Genomic DNA, 16,034 nt, shown 5'->3' on the forward strand with positions numbered 1-16,034 from the left:
ACCACGCCGAGACGACGTCGTAACGACGTCGTCTCGGCGTGGTTTTGCGGTATCGGGAAGCGTGGTTGGTAATTCCTGTCCGATCGTTCAGTAACGGTTGATTAACGGAGGGACACGGATGCGAGTTGCGGGCACCACGTCGGGTTATTCTCGACTATCTGCCTCTCGAAGACGAGGGGGTGCACTTCTACATGTCCACAGGAGGACAACGTGAAGAGAAAAAGGATTCTGCTGGCGACCGTCGGCCTGCTTGCTGCAGGCGCGATCGCCCTCTCCGGATGCTCATCGAGCACTGGCGGCGGTGACAGCGACGGCGGAGGCGGCGGAGCCTCGACCGGCATCGTCACGGTTCAGAGTAATGAGCCCCAGAACCCGCTGATTCCGGCTGTGACTAACGAGGTCGGTGGCGGTCTTGCGCTGCAGAACCTCTTCGCGGGCCTGGTGTACTACGAAGCCGACGGCGCGATGGCGATGGACGTCGCCGAGTCGATCGAGTCCGAGGACAACCAGCTCTGGACTATCAAGATCAAGGAAGGCACGAAGTTCAGCGATGACACTCCTGTCACCGCCGAGTCGTTCGTGAAGGCCTGGCAGTACGCGGCATCCGACGCGGCCTTCGAGAACCAGTGGTGGTTCGCGAACTTCGAGGGATACTCCGCCGAAGGCGGCGAAGACACTCTCTCGCTCGAGGTCGTCGACGACACCACCTTCACCGTCCAGCTCGCCGCACCGCAGTCGGACTTCCCGATCAGTCTCGGCTACCAGGTGTTCTCTCCGCTGCCCGACTCGTTCTTCGACGACCCGGAGGCTTTCGGTCAGGCTCCGGTCGGCAACGGCCCCTACAAGCTCGACAACTGGGAGCACGACCAGGTCATCTCCCTCGTCCCGAACGAAGGCTACGACGGACCCCGCACGCCGCAGAACGGCGGCGTCGACCTCGTCTTCTACGGAACAGGTGAGGCCGCATACGCCGACCTGCTCTCCGACAACCTCGACGTGATCAACCCCGGTGTCCCGCCGTCCGCTCTGGCGACGTACAAGGACGACCTCGGCGACCGCGCCGTCGATCAGCCCGCTGCTATCTGGGAGGGTCTGACCATCCCGGCTCGCCTCGACCACTTCGGCAACGACGAAGAGGGAAACCTGCGTCGCCAGGCGATCTCTTACGCGATCGACCGCGACGAGATCACCGACGTCATCTTCGAGGGCACCCGCACGCCCGCCGTCGACTACACGTCACCGGTCATCGACGGATGGAAGGATGACATCGCCGGTTCAGAGGTCACCCACGCGGACGCCGACAAGGCGAAGGATCTGTGGGCGCAGGCCGACGCCATCTCCCCGTGGAGCGGCACGTTCACCATTGCGTACAACACCGACGGCGGACACCAGCCGTGGGTCGACGCTGTGTCGAACCAGCTGAAGAACACTCTCGGCATCGACGCGCAGGGTCAGGCGTTCCCCGACCTCGCGACGCTGCGTGAGGAGATCAAGAACCGCACGCTGAACGCCGCCACCCGTTCGGGCTGGCAGTTCGACTACCCGGGTGCGTACAACATCCTGGGCGCGCTGTTCATCACCGGCGCCGGTTCCAACGACGGCGACTACTCGAACCCCGAGTACGACAAGCTCGTGCAGGAGGGCGCCACGGCACCGTCCGTCGAAGAGGGCAACGCCAAGTTCGAGCAGGCTCAGGAGGTTCTGTTCAAGGATCTGCCCGTGCTGCCGCTCTGGTACCGGTCGACGAACGCCGGCTATTCCACCGCCGTCGACAACGTCGAGTACGGCTGGGACAGTTGGCCGATCGTCTACCAGATCACGAAGGCGGAGTAAGACACAGGCTCTGTCCGGAGCGTGCGGTGCGGGGCGATGAGGTTCTGTCGCCCCGCACCGCACGGTTCTGGTACTCGCTATGACTGGATACATTCTTCGACGCCTCCTGCAGGCGATACCCGTTTTCCTCGGGGCGACCTTCCTGATCTTCTCGATGGTCTTCCTTCTACCGGGCGACCCGATCCTCGCGCTGTTCGGTGACAAGACACCGACGGACGCGCAGTACGCCGCGCTGCAGGCCGAATACCACCTCGACCAGCCGTTCTTGACCCGTTACCTGATCTACCTCGGCGACCTGTTCCAGGGCGACCTGGGTACGACCTTCCGCGGCCAGAGTGTGAACGACATCCTCGCGCGCACCTTCCCGGTGACCTTGCGACTCGCCCTTCTCGCGATCATCATCCAGCTCGTCTTCGGCGTGCTCGTCGGCCTGGTCGCCGGACTCCGCAAGAACAGCGTTTTCGACCATGTGTCGATGCTCATCAGTCTGTTCCTGATCTCGCTGCCGGTCTTCGTCCTCGCCTTCGTGGCGCAGTTCTTTCTCGGCATCCAATTGGGGATATTCAGACCCACGGTGAGCAGAGGCGTGCCATGGGAAGACCTGCTGCTTCCCGCGATTGTGCTCGCCGCCCTGAACTTCGCGTACGTCGTCCGCCTCACCCGTGCGTCCGTGATCGAGACGCGCCAGCAGGACTTCGTGCGGATGGCCTTCGGAAAGGGCCTGCCAACGCGTCGCGTCATACCGGTGCACGTGCTGCGCAACTCGATGATCCCCGTCACGACGAATCTGGCGGCCGACTTCGGCATCCTGATCGTCGGTGCCACCGTCACGGAGGGGATCTTCAACGTGCCAGGCGTCGGCAACGAGCTGTTCGGCGCAATTCGAAGACACGATGCCCCGGAGATCGTCTCCATCGTCACCGTGCTCGTGGTCATCTATGTTCTCGTGAACCTGGTGATCGACCTGTTGTACGGCGTGCTCGACCCGAGGATCCGCTATGTCAAATGACTCCACGCGGCGGATGCCGCACTATGTCGCCGAACTCGACGAGGGCGGACTCGGAGCCGTCGACGCCGTGCGCGTCAGCGAGCGCAAGAGCAATCTCTGGCTGGATGCCTGGCGCGATCTGCGCGGACGCTGGATGTTCTGGGTGTCGGGGGTGTTCGTCCTGATCCTCGTCGTCGTGGCGGTGTTCCCCGGACTGTTCGTGCAGGTGGGCCCGAACGACTGTGCCCTGTCCAACTCCAACGCGGGACCTGAGTCGGGGCATCCGCTCGGCTTCGACTTCCAGGGCTGCGACGTCTACTCCCGCGTGATCCACGGCACGAGCACCTCGCTCTCCGTCGGACTCCTGGTGACGCTCATCATCGCCGTGATGGGGATCGTCATCGGAGCGTTCGCCGGGTTCTTCGGCGGATGGGTCGACGCGGTGCTGATGCGCATCGGCGACATGTTCTTCGCGATCCCTTACGTCCTCGCGGCCGTCGTCATCATGTCTATGTTCCTCGCGAACCGGAACATCCTCGTGATCTCGCTCGCGATCGGCTTCTTCGGATGGCCTGCGCTTGCCCGTATCCTGCGCTCGGAGATTCTGCGAGTGCGGTCTGCGGACTACGTCATGGCATCCGAGGCGCTCGGCGTCTCGAAGGTCAGGACCATGTTCACCCACGTGCTGCCGAACTCGATCGCTCCGGTGATCGTCGTCAGCACGATCGGTCTGGCCGCGGCGATCACGGCCGAGGCGACGCTGTCGTTCCTCGGCGTGGGGCTTCCCGGCGACGTCGTCTCGTGGGGCAAGGATATCGCCGATGCGCAGATCCGCCTCCGCACCGACCCGATGCCGCTCATCTATCCATCGATCGCGCTGTCGCTGACTGTGCTGTCGTTCATCATGTTGGGAGAGACAGTGCGCGATGCGCTCGACCCGAAGGCGAGGGCGCTGCGATGATGCCTTTTGCTGACGCGAACGTTCCGCTGCTGTCGGTGCAGGATCTGGAGGTCGCCTTCCGCACCCAGGACGGCGTCGTGCCGGCCGTGCGCGGCGTAAGCTTCGACATCTATCCCGGCGAGACCATGGCGATCGTGGGGGAATCCGGTTCCGGCAAGTCGACGACCGCCCACGCGATCATCAACCTGCTCCCCGGGAGCGGGCAGGTCACCGGAGGAAAGGTGCTGTTCCAGGGGCGGGATCTCACGACGCTGAGCAAGTCCCAGATCGAAGAGGTCAGAGGCAAGCTCATTGGCCTCGTCCCGCAGGACCCGATGAACAGCCTCAATCCGGTGCATCGCATCGGGTTCCAGGTCGAGGAGACCATCCGGGCCAACGGGCTCGCAGACAGCAAGAGGGCCGCTCGCAAGCGCGCCGTCGAGGTTCTCCAGCAGGCGGGGCTGGCGGATGCTGAGTCCAGACTGCGCCAGTTCCCGCACGAGTTCTCCGGCGGGATGCGGCAGCGCGTCCTGATCGGGATCGGCCTGTCGTCGCATCCCGAGCTGCTGATCGCCGACGAGCCGACCAGTGCGCTGGATGTCACGGTGCAGAAGAAGATCCTCGATCACCTCGAGAGTCTCGCCGCTGAGCGGAACACCGCCGTGCTGTTCATCACGCATGACCTCGGGCTCGCAGCCGAGCGCGCCGAGAACCTGGTCGTAATGCACCGTGGACGCATCGTGGAGTCGGGGCCGGCGCTGGAAATCCTCCAGAATCCGCAGCATCCGTACACGCAGCGACTCGTCGCGGCTGCGCCGAGCCTGGCGTCCAAGCGCATCCAGTCCGCTTCAAGCCATGATGAGTCCGTCGACTCGATCGAGGTCGAGGGGCTGGATGACCTCGCCGTCATCCCCACCGTCGTCGATCGCGATGCCATCGAGTCGGCAGAGCCGGTGATCGAGTTCCGGGACGTGACGAAGGTGTTCAAGATCCGGGGAACCGGGTTCACATCGACGCGTTTCACGGCTGTGGATGACATCTCGTTCCAGGTGCCTAAGGGGTCGACGATGGCGATCGTCGGCGAATCCGGGTCGGGCAAGTCGACTGCGGCCAAGATGCTGCTGCGCCTGGAGCACAAGACGTCCGGCTCGATCCTCGTGAACGGCCGCGACACCGACACGATGAACAGGTCGGAGCTGCTGGCGATGCGTCGCCAGATGCAGCCGGTCTTCCAGGACCCGTACGGTTCGCTCGACCCGTTGCACAACATCGGCAACACGGTCGCCGAGCCGCTTCGGGTTCACGGAGTGGGCGATACGGATTCGCGTCGTGCTCGTGTGCTCGAGGTGCTCGACCAGGTCGCACTGCCGTCGAGCATCGTCGACCGGTATCCGAACGAGCTCTCCGGTGGGCAGCGGCAGCGCGTCGCCGTCGCGCGCGCGCTGGCACTCAAGCCCGAGATCGTTGTTCTGGACGAGGCGGTATCGGCGCTCGACGTCCTGGTGCAGGCCCAGGTGCTGAGCCTGCTCGCGAACCTGCAGGCCGAGCTGAACCTGACGTACCTGTTCATCACCCATGATCTGGCGGTGGTCCGCGTCATCGCCGACCGCGTCTGCGTCATGGAGAAGGGCCGGATCGTCGAGCAGGGCACCGTGGACGATATCTTCGCTAACCCGCAGCAGGAGTACACCGAGCGTCTGCTCAGCGCGATCCCCGGCGCGTCGATCTCGCTCGGTGCCCACTGATCCCTCGAATCAACAAAACCACGCCGAGACACGCGCGAAGCGATGTGGTCTCGGCGTGGTTTTGCAGTTTCGGAATTAGTCTCGGCCGAGCGGACGAAATCCGGTCAGGCGCATCGTGTCGCGAGGGCGCACAGGATGCAGACCAGCTGCACGTAGTGCCGCATCAAGCGGCTCGATCTCGTGAAGCTCCGTCCATCCCCATCGCGCAAGCCCTGCGGTGTTTCGACGTAAACGGTTCTCTCGACGTTTCTCGTCGATGATCGTCTGAGCAGGGTCTCCCAGATCGCCCAAGTACTTGAAATCCCCATCAGATTCGCCGACGACATCGACATCTTCCCAGTAGAAGTCCCCGCGGTCGACATGCCCCTCGAAGAAGAACTCCTGCTGCACGGTGGGCGCCTCGTAGCCGAGCCACTCGATCACGGCGAGGCTGGCCGATTCGAGGATGCTCTCGGGACGGCCCGTCGCACGTTCGAGAGCCCAGCGCGCTTGACGCCGTCCTCGCCCGGATGCGAGCGCATCGTTCAATGCGATGAGGGACGCTCGCGAGATCGTGGGATCCGCTCGCATCAGTGCGTCCGCGTATGCCAGACCCTCGGCCGGTGGGCGAGAACGTGCGATGTCGACTGCAGTGGCGGCGGGCGACGTGAGACGGATGCCGTCGACGACGATGATCTCGCGCGCATCGACGGAGGAGTGTGTACGGACGCCGCGATACTCGCGTGAGGCTCCCGTTTCCGTGAGCAGATGCACAGGTCGGGACGGGTGAGCGACGAGCACGCCGAGGAGGGCGGCCGCTGATTCGCCGCAGATCACTCGTCGCGGATCGACTGCCAACACGGCATGCACGCGTACCAACTGCTTCTCCCACGGCGGGAGAAGTCGCCAACCGTCAGTGTTCACGTAGACGCCGCGTGCGAGGCGTGTGAGTGCTCCGGAGCGCCAGCCTCGTTCGGTGTGGCTCACGCCTTCGTCGTGGGAGAGGAGCAGAGACAACGGGCTGGGGAGAAGCTGCATCACCCCACAATGGACGTTATGTGTCCACTGGCACCGCGTTTCCACAGGTAGGGCCCGTGGCGCTTGATGTGCAGAGAGAGATGTCACTACCGAGACTGCAAAACCACGCCGAGACGCACGCGAAGCGATGCGGTCTCGGCGTGGTTTTGCAGTCTCGCTAAGGGAGGAGGGGAGCGACGAAGGGGTAGCCGACGAACGCGATCCCGTCGATGAGGAAGTGCGCGACGAGGAACGGGAGCAGGCGGCCTGTTCGGGCGAACAGCCACCCGAACAGCAGGCCCATCGCGAGGTTGCCGACGAACGCGCCAGGGCCCTGGTACAGGTGATAGCTGGCACGCAGCACCGAGGTGGCGATGATGATCGGCCACAGGCCCCAGCCGAGCGTGCGGAGGCGGGAGAACAGGTATCCGAGCACCACGAACTCCTCGATGATCGAGGCGCGAGCGGCCGACAGCAGCAGAACAGGTACCGTCCACCAGTGCGTGTCGAGCCCGGCAGGATCCACGGCGACGAACAGCCCGAGCATCCGGCCGCCGACGTAGAGCGCGAGGCCGGGGATCCCGATGGCGAGCACGAGCAGGATGCCGCGACCGGCATCCCTGCCGACTCGCGTGCCGTCCAGTCCGAGTCGCCCGAGATGAGGACGAGCGCTCTGCCACATCACGAAGCACACGAGCAGCACGGGAACGATCGAGAATCCGATCCCCAGCACCTGGTAGATCAGGTCGAACACCTCGCGGTCGCTGCGCGAGGGGTTGAGCGTGGTGGTCTGGTCGGCGAGAGGCGTGGCATCCGTGAGCCGGTACGCGAGCTGCACGATCGCGTAGATCGCCGATTCGCCCAGTCCGAGGCCCAGCACGATGGCGATCTCCCACCACGTGCGAGCACGTGAGACAGAGGCGGATTCCGACGACACAGCCCGATGTTACGGGAGCGTTCATATGGGTGCTCGGTGAGCGGTCAGCGAGCGTGCGATATCCTGTACCGTCACTTCGTCTCGCTGACGCTCGCTCAGTACAAGCGGCACCTCCATCACATACCAATCCCTTTAGGAAACCTGCATGGCGCACGCCCTTCGCTCTGACCTCCGCAATGTCGCTATCGTCGCGCACGTCGACCACGGCAAGACGACCCTCGTGGACGCGATGCTTCGTCAGACGGGCTCCTTCGGTGAGCACGCTCACGTCGACGAGCGCGCCATGGACTCGAACGACCTCGAGCGCGAGAAGGGCATCACGATCCTCGCCAAGAACACCGCGATCACCTACAAGGGTGAGCACGCCAAGGGCGAGGAGATCACGATCAACGTGATCGACACCCCCGGCCACGCCGACTTCGGCGGCGAGGTCGAGCGCGGCCTGTCCATGGTCGACGGTGTGGTGCTGCTGGTCGACTCCTCGGAGGGCCCGCTGCCGCAGACCCGCTTCGTGCTGCGCAAGGCGCTCGAGGCGAAGCTCCCGGTCATTCTCCTGGTCAACAAGACCGACCGTCCGGACGCCCGTATCGCAGAGGTGGAGGAAGAGGCGCACGACCTGCTCCTCGGCCTGGCATCCGACCTGGTCGACGACGTGCCCGACCTCGATGTCGATGCGCTGCTCGACGTCCCCGTCGTGTACGCGTCCGGCCGTGCCGGTGCTGCCAGCCTCAACCGTCCCGACAACGGCAGCCTGCCCGACAACGACGACCTCGAGCCGCTGTTCGGTGCGATCCTCGAGCACATCCCGGCTCCGTCGTACGACGACGAGGCGCCCCTGCAGGCGTGGGTCACGAACCTCGACTCCAGCCCGTTCCTCGGCCGCCTCGCCCTGCTGCGCGTCTTCAACGGCACGCTGAAGAAGGGCCAGACCGTCGCCTGGGTCCGTGCAGACGGCACCACGAGCAACGCCCGCATCACCGAGCTTCTGAAGACCCGCGCTCTGGAGCGCTACCCGGCCGAGTCCGCCGCGCCGGGCGACATCGTCGCGATCGCCGGCTTCGAGGACATCACGATCGGCGAGACCATCGCCGACCCAGAGGACGTGCGCCCGCTGCCGCAGATCCATGTGGACGACCCGGCCATCTCGATGACGATCGGCACCAACACGTCGCCTCTGATGGGCAAGGTGAAGGGGCACAAGCTCACCGCTCGCATGGTGAAGGACCGCCTGGACCGCGAGCTCATCGGAAACGTGTCGCTCAAGGTCGTCGACATCGGCCGACCGGATGCCTGGGAAGTTCAAGGCCGCGGCGAGCTGGCGCTGGCCATCCTCGTCGAGAACATGCGCCGTGAGGGCTTCGAACTCACCGTCGGCAAGCCGCAGGTGGTCACCAAGAAGGTCGACGGCAAGGTCCACGAGCCCTTCGAGCACCTGACCATCGACACGCCGGAAGAGCACCTCGGCGCGATCACGCAGCTTCTGGCGAACCGCAAGGGTCGCATGGACAACATGATCAACCACGGCACCGGCTGGGTGCGCATGGAGTTCATCGTCCCGTCGCGCGGCCTCATCGGATTCCGAAGCGAGTTCATGACCACCACGCGCGGCACCGGCATCGCGAACGCGATCTCGCACGGCTACGAGCCCTGGGCTGGTTCGATCACCACGCGTCAGAACGGCTCGATCGTCGCCGACCGACAGGGCGTCGTGACCCCGTTCGCGATGATCGCGCTGCAGGAGCGCATGTCGTTCTTCGTGCAGCCGACGCAGGAGGTCTACGAGGGCATGGTCATCGGCGAGAACTCGCGCGCCGACGACATGGACGTGAACATCACCAAGGAGAAGAAGCTCACGAACATGCGTGCCGCGAGCTCGGACTCCTTCGAGTCGATGACGCCGCCGCGCCAGCTCACGCTCGAGGAGAGCCTCGAGTTCGCCCGCGACGACGAATGCGTCGAGGTGACTCCTGAAGTCGTCCGCATCCGCAAGGTGATCCTCGACCAGACGATCCGCGGCCGCGAGACCTCGCGCATGAAGCGTCAGGACGCGAACGCGTAACACCTCATTCCGTCGAGGCCCCCTCCGGCCGCCGACGCCCCGCTGACGTACGTCGCTGCGCGGGGCGCGGATGCCGCGAGGGGGTTTCGTCGTGTCAGGATCCTGTGCAGGCCGGTCTGTACAGAGACCTCGGCCGGGTCTACGGTGGCACCGAGAGCGTGAGGAGCCTCGGGTGATCCCGACCGACACCGAAGGAATCGACCAAGCGGTCGCCACGGGCGCGCTGCCGGGCTGGGAGCGTGTCGAAGAACTCGTGCTCGAGGCGCATCGTCGGCACTCGGGTGATGCGTCGGGCGAGGTCGCCGACTATATTCCGATCCTCGGAGCAGCCGACCCGGCGCTGTTCGGGCTCGCCGTGGTGGATGCCACGGGCGGCGTCCACGACGCCGGTGACGCTCTGCATCCGTTCTCTATCCAGTCGATCTCGAAGATGTTCGTGTACGCGCTCGCGATCCAGGAGCACGGCCATGAGACCGTGCGCGACATCGTCGGGGTCAACAACACCGGGCTCTCGTTCAACTCGGTCATGGCGCTCGAGCTCAACGGCGGGCATCCGATGAACCCGATGGTCAATGCCGGGGCGATCGCCACGACGGCATTGATGCCCGGTGCCGACCCTGATGCCAAATGGGAGAGCATCCGCGACGGGCTCTCCGCATTCGCCGGGCGGGAGCTCCCGTTCGACGACGACGTGTATCACTCGGAGATCCAGACGAACGAACGCAACCGCGCACTGGGTCGGCTGCTCGGCAGCTACGGACGCTTGACGGGCGACTCGGACGAGATCGTCGACGTCTACACGCGCCAGTGCTCGCTGAACGTCACGGCGCATGACCTCGCCGTCATGGGCGCGACTCTCGCGGACGGCGGCGTGAACCCCGTCACGGGGCGTCGAGTCGTCTCCGCGGATGTCTGTCGCGACACTCTCGCCGTGGTCGCGGCATCCGGACTATACGAACGCTCGGGGGAGTGGCTCTTCGAGATCGGCCTTCCGGCGAAGTCAGGGGTGTCCGGCGGCATCGTCGCCGTCGCGCCCGGCAAAGGGGCGGCCGGCGCGTTCTCGCCGCCATTGGACAGCGCAGGCAACTCGGTGCGCGCGCAGCTCGCGATCGGCCATCTCTCACGATCACTGGGATTGAACCTGTTCGCATCAGCGCCGATGACCCGCGCCGAGGAGTGATGATCATGACCGACACCGTCGCGAAGGAGGCCTCGCAGAGGACGTCCTGGCTGCCCATGGTGAGCCTGTTCCTCGCGCAGGTGCTCATGTCGTTCAACGTCGCAGCGCTGCCGATCTCGCTGGGCGGCATGGTCGAGGACTTCGGTGTGCCGCCGACGATCGCGAGTTCGACCATCGTCGTGTACGGGCTCGCGGTGGCGGCGCTCGTGATGACTGGCGCGAAGCTCGGGCAGCGCGTCGGTTGGGTGCTGATCTTCCGCATCGTGATCGTGCTGTTCGCCGGCTCATCCCTGCTGATGATCTTCGCGCCCACGGTGGCCTGGGCGATCACGGGTCAGGCCGCCGCCGGAGCCGCGGCAGCGATCATCGTGCCATCGCTCGTCGCGCTGATCGCCGAGAACTACCACGGCCCGCAGCAGGCGACCGCGATCGGCGCTCTGGGTTCGGCGCGTGCGATCTCCGGTGTGAGCGCGTTCCTCATCGGAGGAACGCTCGGTACCCTGGTCGGCTGGCGACCGGTGTTCATGATCGTGCTGGGCATCGCCGTCGTCGTCTTCGCGCTGAGCTTCACACTGCGCGGCGACCACGGGAACGCCACGATCCGCATCGACCTCGTCGCCGCGCTGCTGATCGGCTCGGCGATCGTGCTCCTCACCCTGGGCTTCAACAACCTCAACACCTGGGGAGCGCTCGCCGCGACCGAGGGGGCACCGTTCACCGTGTTCGGCCTGTCGCCGGCACCGCTGTTCATCATCGTCGGCGTCGTGCTCGGTCAGGGATTCTTCCTCTGGACGAGACGGCGGATGTCGCGAGGGCAGGTGCCCCTGATCGACCTCAGCATCATCGACTCACCGCGGGAGCGCGCCGCCGTCTACGCGATGTTCATCGTCGTGGCGCTCGAGGCCTGCGTCAACTTCTCGATCCCGCTGTACATCCAGATCGTGCAGGGGCGCACGCCCTTCGACACCTCTCTGGCGATGATGCCGTTCAATCTCACCGTGTTCGTCACCGCGACCCTGGTCGTTCGCTTCTACAAGCGGTATCCGCCGCGGACGATCGGCGTCTTCGGCTTCATTCTGACGACTGCGGCACTGATCTGGCTGTCGATCGTCGTGAACAACAACTGGGAGACGCTTCCGACCATCCTCGGCCTGTTCGTCTTCGGCGTCGGGCAGGGCGCTCTGGTGACGCTGGTGTTCAATGTGCTCGTCACCTCCGCCCCTGCCGCGCTCGCGGGAGATGTGGGTTCCCTTCGCGGCACGACGCAGAACCTCGCCTCGGCAGTCGGAACAGCGGTCGCCGGCGCACTCCTGGTGTCTCTGCTCGGCATCAGCGTCGGGCGAGCAGTGCTCGAGCATCCTGAGCTGCCCCCGTCGCTGGTCGCGCAGGTCAACATGGATGACATCAACTTCGTCAGCAACGACGATCTGCGCGCGGTGCTCGAGAGTACCGATGCCACGCAGGAGCAGGTCGATGCGGCCGTCACCGTCAACGAGGAGTCCAGGCTCGGAACATTGCGGCTCGGCCTTCTGATCCTCGCCGGCATCAGTGCGCTGGCGATCCTGCCGGCCTCGCGTCTGCCTCGATACAAGCCCGACGAGATCCCCGATCCGGATCCTGTGTCGACCTAGCGCCCGCCGCTCAGCGCAACTCGGAGATGAGCACAGCGCTCGTGCCGGCGACCTTCGCCTCGAACAGGTGCGGGGTGTCGCCGGCGTACGCGAGATAGTCCCCGGGGTTCAGCAGCACGCCGTCTCCCGCCGGTCCGATCAGCGCCTGGCCGGAGAGCAGGATGACGTGCTCCGTCGTGCCGGCGTGATGCGGGTCGGATCGGCGCGGTTCACCGGGCTCGGCCTGGATGAGATAAACGTCGCGACGGGCGCCAGGAGGGCTGGCCGACAGCAGCGTTGCGCTGTACGCGGCGGCCGCCGATGGCACTCCGGCGAGGTCGGCTGCGCGGATCAGCGTCGGCGCGTTCGCCTGCTGATCCACGAGGACGGCGAACGGGACGTCCAGCGCGACGCCGAGGGCCCAGAGCGTCTCGACGCTCGGGTTCCCCGATCCGCCCTCGAGCTGCGACACCGTCGCCTTCGACACTCCGGCTCGCCTGGCGAGCTCCGAGACGGACAGCCCGCGTGCTTCGCGCTCTCGGCGCAGAGTTCGCGCGATGCGTGTTCCGAGATCCATGCGTTCATCATGTCAAACGTTCGTTCACTTGACTATCCCGCGGCAGGTGTTCAGAATGACGAGCATGCGTTCATCGAATCGAACGGCGGATGCCGGATCCGCCGATGTCGCGCGCCGCGAGGTCTGGCGCGAGGGCATCGGCGTCGCCGTGGCCACGAGCGCGTACGGCATCTCGTTCGGAGCCCTCGCCGTGGCATCCGGCCTCGACGTCTGGCAGACGTGCGTGCTGAGCCTGCTGATGTTCACCGGCGGATCCCAGTTCGCGTTCATCGGGGTGCTCAGCGCAGGAGGCATCGGCGCCCTGCCCTCGGCGATCGCTTCGGCTGCCCTCCTGGGCGTGCGCAACGTGGCGTACGGCATGCGGATGTCGCCCATCATCGGCGCCGGCGCCCTGCGTCGCACGGCCGCCGCGCATGTCACGATCGACGAATCGACGGCCGTGGCGATCTCGCAGAGCACGACGCCTCTGCGTCGTCTGGGCTTCTGGGTCACCGGTCTCGGCGTGTTCATCGGCTGGAATCTCACCACACTCCTCGGCGCGCTCCTCGGCGACGTGCTCGGCGATCCCAAGACCTGGGGGCTGGATGCGGCGGCCGCAGCCGCATTCCTCGCGCTGCTCTGGCCGCGCCTCAAGCAGCGTCAGGCCATCGCGGTCGGCGTGGCGGCTGCCGTGGTCGCAGCGGCGCTGACCCCGTTCATCATGCCGGGGCTGCCGGTGCTCGTGGCCGCCGTCGTCGCCATCCTCGTCGGGTGGTTCAACTGGCTGGGGCGCGACCAGAGCCCGTCGGGCGAGGGAGCCCGGTGAGCGTCTGGAGCGCGGTGCTGCTGGCCGCATGCATCTGTGCGGCGCTCAAGGCCTTCGGCTACCTGATCCCCGCACGCCTGCTCGAAGCGCCGCGGCCGGCGCGGATCTCGGATCTGCTCACCGTCGCCCTTCTCGCCGCCCTGGTCGCCGTGCAGACCCTCGGCAACGGTCAGGCCATCGTGGTCGATGCGCGGATCCCGGCCGTCCTGGTCGCGGCTGGGCTGTTGTACCTGCGCCAGTCGTTCCTCGTCGTCGTGATCGCTGCAGCCGCAGTCGCCGCCGTGCTGCGGCTCGTCGGCTGGGCTGTCTGAAGGCGGGAACCCGGCACTCGCGGCGTAAGATCTGTCCGTGCCCAACTGGTTGTCTCGAACGCTGTCCTGGATCGCCGCTGCCCTTGTCGGTGTCGTCTACGGCGCCGCCGGCACCATCGCGCACAGTCTGATGTGGGGGCCGGTGCCGATCGGGCTCATCGTCGGCGCGATCGCCTGTGCCGCACTGCTCATTGCTGTGCGCGCACTCACCCACGACCGTGCGGCGACCATCGCCACGGCTCTCGGCATGATCGGGATGCTGCTGATCATCTCCGGCCCAGGGCCCGGCGGCTCCATCATCGTTCCGAACACCCCGATCGGGCAGGTCTGGATCTACCTCGTCGCCGGCATCGCGCTGCTCGTGATCGCCTGGCCGAACCTCCGACGCCAGGCACAGCACGCGCCGCGTGAGGCGCCTCACCCCGAGAACGGGTCGTAGACTGAAGGGGTGACGTATGTGATCGCCCTTCCGTGCGTCGATGTCAAGGACCGCGCCTGCATCGACGAGTGCCCCGTTGACTGCATCTACGAGGGCGAAAGGTCGCTGTACATCCACCCCGACGAATGCGTCGACTGCGGCGCCTGCGAGCCCGTGTGCCCCGTCGAGGCGATCTACTACGAGGACGACCTGCCCGACGAGTGGCAGGACTACTACAAGGCGAACGTCGAGTTCTTCGAAGAGATCGGCTCGCCTGGCGGCGCCGCCAAGGTCGGCGTCATCAAGCACGATCACCCGATCATCGCCGCGCTCCCGCCGCAGGGGGAGTGACGCGTGGGGGTTCGGGACCTCGCCGACTATCCGTGGGATGCCGTCGTCCCGTTCCGTGAGCGCGCGGCACTGCATCCACGGGGGCTCGTCGACCTGTCGATCGGCTCTCCCGTCGACCCGACGCCTGAGGTGATCAGGCGCGCGCTCGCCGAAGCGACCGACGCTCATGCGTACCCGCAGAACATCGGCACCCCGGCGCTGCGCGAGGCGATCGTCGCCTGGTACGCCCGCCGCAGGGGAGTGCCCGACCTCACCGTGGACAACGTCCTGCCCACCGTCGGCTCGAAGGAGCTCGTGGCGCTGCTGCCGACGCTGCTCGGCCTCGGCCAGGGCGACATCGTCGTGTTCCCCCGCGTCGCGTACCCGACCTACGAAGTCGGTGCGCGCGTCGCCGGCGCCGCACCGGTCGCCGAAGACGACCCCGCGGCGTGGCCGGAGGGCACGAAGCTCATCTGGATCAACACCCCCGGCAACCCGGACGGGCGCACCTGGACCGTCGACGAGCTCGCGGTCGCCGTCCGCCGTGCCCGCGAGCTCGGCGCCGTGCTCGCGAGCGACGAGTGCTACGCGGAGCTCGGCTGGGACGGTCCTTGGGCCGCCGAGCCGGTGCCATCAGTGCTCGACCCTCGCGTCACCGGGGGCTCGCGGAAGAACCTGCTCAGCGTCTATTCGCTGAGCAAGCAGTCCAACCTCGCGGGGTACCGTGCAGCGTTCGCAGCCGGCTGCGCACGTGTCATCGCCGACCTGCTGAGCGCTCGCAAGCACCTCGGTCTGATGATGCCCGCCCCTGTTCAGCAGGCGATGGTCGCAGCTCTGGGCGATGACGAGCACGTCGCCGCCCAGAAGGAGCGGTATCGCGCCCGCCGTGACCTGCTGCGCCCAGCCCTGCAGGAGGCCGGCTTCCGGATCGACGGCTCGGAGGCCGGGCTGTATCTCTGGGCCACAGAGGGCAGGGACGCCTGGGAGTCGATGGGCGCGCTCGCCGATCTCGGCATCCTGGCCGGCCCTGGGCCCTTCTACGGAGCGGATGCCGCGCAGCATGTGCGCCTCGCGCTGACGGCCCCGCTCGACCGCGTCGCCGAGGGTGCTCGCCGCCTGCGCGGCGAGTCGCTGTAGGTTCCCACCGCTGAACTCCTCCATCTCTTGGCGGATGTCACAGTAGGCCGATCTGGCGACTAGGCTGTAAAGGCGATTCGGTCGTGACCCGGCCAGGCGCTCTGCGCCGTGCATCGCCCTCGATCCATCCGACCAACAGGACGACTCTGACCGACCACGGTCGCGTAA

At 66.2% G+C, this 16,034-nt stretch carries 15 protein-coding genes; 12 read left to right on the top strand and 3 right to left on the bottom strand.

The window, feature by feature from the left end:
- Positions 1–210: 210 nt before the first annotated feature.
- The 4 genes from LQZ87_RS03745 to LQZ87_RS03760 all read left to right on the top strand — a co-directional run bounded on the left by LQZ87_RS03745 (position 211) and on the right by LQZ87_RS03760 (position 5,506).
- Positions 211–1,833: an ABC transporter substrate-binding protein gene (locus tag LQZ87_RS03745; protein ID WP_230102115.1), complete on the top strand. Its 1,623-nt coding sequence runs from the start codon at positions 211–213 to the stop codon at positions 1,831–1,833.
- Positions 1,834–1,912: 79 nt separating this feature from the next.
- The gene (locus LQZ87_RS03750) at positions 1,913–2,842 is read left to right on the top strand and encodes an ABC transporter permease (RefSeq protein ID WP_230102116.1); all 930 of its coding nucleotides are present in this window, start codon (positions 1,913–1,915) and stop codon (positions 2,840–2,842) included.
- Complete coding sequence (locus LQZ87_RS03755; protein ID WP_230102117.1) at positions 2,832–3,782, top strand: ABC transporter permease; 951 nt, start codon at positions 2,832–2,834, stop codon at positions 3,780–3,782. The genes LQZ87_RS03750 and LQZ87_RS03755 overlap by 11 nt, the downstream gene beginning before the upstream one ends.
- Entirely contained in the window at positions 3,779–5,506 is a 1,728-nt protein-coding gene (locus tag LQZ87_RS03760) for an ABC transporter ATP-binding protein (protein ID WP_230102118.1), read from the top strand. Before LQZ87_RS03755 ends, LQZ87_RS03760 begins: the two co-directional genes overlap by 4 nt.
- 75 nt (positions 5,507–5,581) lie before the next feature.
- On the opposite strand, the gene LQZ87_RS03765 is transcribed toward LQZ87_RS03760, so the two are convergent.
- On the bottom strand, positions 5,582–6,523 hold the full coding sequence (locus LQZ87_RS03765) for a hypothetical protein (RefSeq protein ID WP_230102119.1): 942 nt from the start codon (positions 6,521–6,523) through the stop codon (positions 5,582–5,584).
- A gap of 157 nt (positions 6,524–6,680) precedes the next feature.
- Entirely contained in the window at positions 6,681–7,439 is a 759-nt protein-coding gene (locus tag LQZ87_RS03770) for a CPBP family intramembrane glutamic endopeptidase (protein ID WP_230102120.1), read from the bottom strand.
- 145 nt (positions 7,440–7,584) lie between these two features.
- On the opposite strand from LQZ87_RS03770, the gene typA reads away from it, so the two are divergent.
- The 3 genes from typA (at position 7,585) to LQZ87_RS03785 (ending at position 12,309) form a co-directional block, all read left to right on the top strand.
- Entirely contained in the window at positions 7,585–9,498 is a 1,914-nt protein-coding gene (gene typA, locus LQZ87_RS03775) for a translational GTPase TypA (protein WP_230102121.1), read from the top strand.
- 172 nt (positions 9,499–9,670) lie between these two features.
- Entirely contained in the window at positions 9,671–10,678 is a 1,008-nt protein-coding gene (gene glsA / locus LQZ87_RS03780; RefSeq protein ID WP_230102122.1) for a glutaminase A, read from the top strand.
- Positions 10,679–10,683: 5 nt separating this feature from the next.
- Complete coding sequence (locus LQZ87_RS03785) at positions 10,684–12,309, top strand: MFS transporter (RefSeq protein WP_230102123.1); 1,626 nt, start codon at positions 10,684–10,686, stop codon at positions 12,307–12,309.
- Positions 12,310–12,319: 10 nt separating this feature from the next.
- On the opposite strand, the gene LQZ87_RS03790 is transcribed toward LQZ87_RS03785, so the two are convergent.
- Positions 12,320–12,865, bottom strand: a complete 546-nt coding sequence (locus LQZ87_RS03790; RefSeq protein WP_230102124.1) for an XRE family transcriptional regulator — start codon at positions 12,863–12,865, stop codon at positions 12,320–12,322.
- A gap of 64 nt (positions 12,866–12,929) precedes the next feature.
- Here LQZ87_RS03790 and LQZ87_RS03795 point away from each other — a divergent pair, with 64 nt between their 5' ends.
- From LQZ87_RS03795 to dapC, 5 genes are read left to right on the top strand one after another with little or no spacing between them, the layout of a single operon-like run.
- A complete protein-coding gene (locus tag LQZ87_RS03795; RefSeq protein WP_230102125.1) occupies positions 12,930–13,670 on the top strand; it encodes an AzlC family ABC transporter permease in 741 nt (246 codons plus the stop codon).
- A complete protein-coding gene (locus tag LQZ87_RS03800; RefSeq protein WP_230102126.1) occupies positions 13,667–13,981 on the top strand; it encodes an AzlD domain-containing protein in 315 nt (104 codons plus the stop codon). Before LQZ87_RS03795 ends, LQZ87_RS03800 begins: the two co-directional genes overlap by 4 nt.
- A 37-nt stretch (positions 13,982–14,018) precedes the next feature.
- Positions 14,019–14,420: a histidinol dehydrogenase gene (locus LQZ87_RS03805; protein WP_230102127.1), complete on the top strand. Its 402-nt coding sequence runs from the start codon at positions 14,019–14,021 to the stop codon at positions 14,418–14,420.
- A 9-nt stretch (positions 14,421–14,429) separates the two neighbouring features.
- Positions 14,430–14,750 (top strand): ferredoxin, encoded by a 321-nt coding sequence (gene fdxA, locus LQZ87_RS03810; RefSeq protein ID WP_227530477.1) that lies wholly within the window; start codon positions 14,430–14,432, stop codon positions 14,748–14,750.
- A 3-nt stretch (positions 14,751–14,753) separates the two neighbouring features.
- The gene (dapC, locus tag LQZ87_RS03815; RefSeq protein WP_230102128.1) at positions 14,754–15,866 is read left to right on the top strand and encodes a succinyldiaminopimelate transaminase; all 1,113 of its coding nucleotides are present in this window, start codon (positions 14,754–14,756) and stop codon (positions 15,864–15,866) included.
- The last annotated feature ends 168 nt before the right edge of the window (positions 15,867–16,034 follow it).

This window comes from Microbacterium sp. Bi121, assembly GCF_918698005.1.
GTDB lineage: Bacteria > Actinomycetota > Actinomycetes > Actinomycetales > Microbacteriaceae > Microbacterium.

Coding starts and splice junctions, on each gene's coding strand:
- LQZ87_RS03750 (WP_230102116.1), top strand. CDS start 1,913: ATGACTGGATACATTCTTCGACGCCTCCTGCAGGCGATACCCGTTTTC.
- LQZ87_RS03755 (WP_230102117.1), top strand. CDS start 2,832: ATGTCAAATGACTCCACGCGGCGGATGCCGCACTATGTCGCCGAACTC.
- LQZ87_RS03760 (WP_230102118.1), top strand. CDS start 3,779: ATGATGCCTTTTGCTGACGCGAACGTTCCGCTGCTGTCGGTGCAGGAT.
- LQZ87_RS03765 (WP_230102119.1), bottom strand. CDS start 6,523: ATGCAGCTTCTCCCCAGCCCGTTGTCTCTGCTCCTCTCCCACGACGAA.
- typA (WP_230102121.1), top strand. CDS start 7,585: ATGGCGCACGCCCTTCGCTCTGACCTCCGCAATGTCGCTATCGTCGCG.
- LQZ87_RS03785 (WP_230102123.1), top strand. CDS start 10,684: ATGACCGACACCGTCGCGAAGGAGGCCTCGCAGAGGACGTCCTGGCTG.
- LQZ87_RS03790 (WP_230102124.1), bottom strand. CDS start 12,865: ATGGATCTCGGAACACGCATCGCGCGAACTCTGCGCCGAGAGCGCGAA.
- LQZ87_RS03795 (WP_230102125.1), top strand. CDS start 12,930: ATGCGTTCATCGAATCGAACGGCGGATGCCGGATCCGCCGATGTCGCG.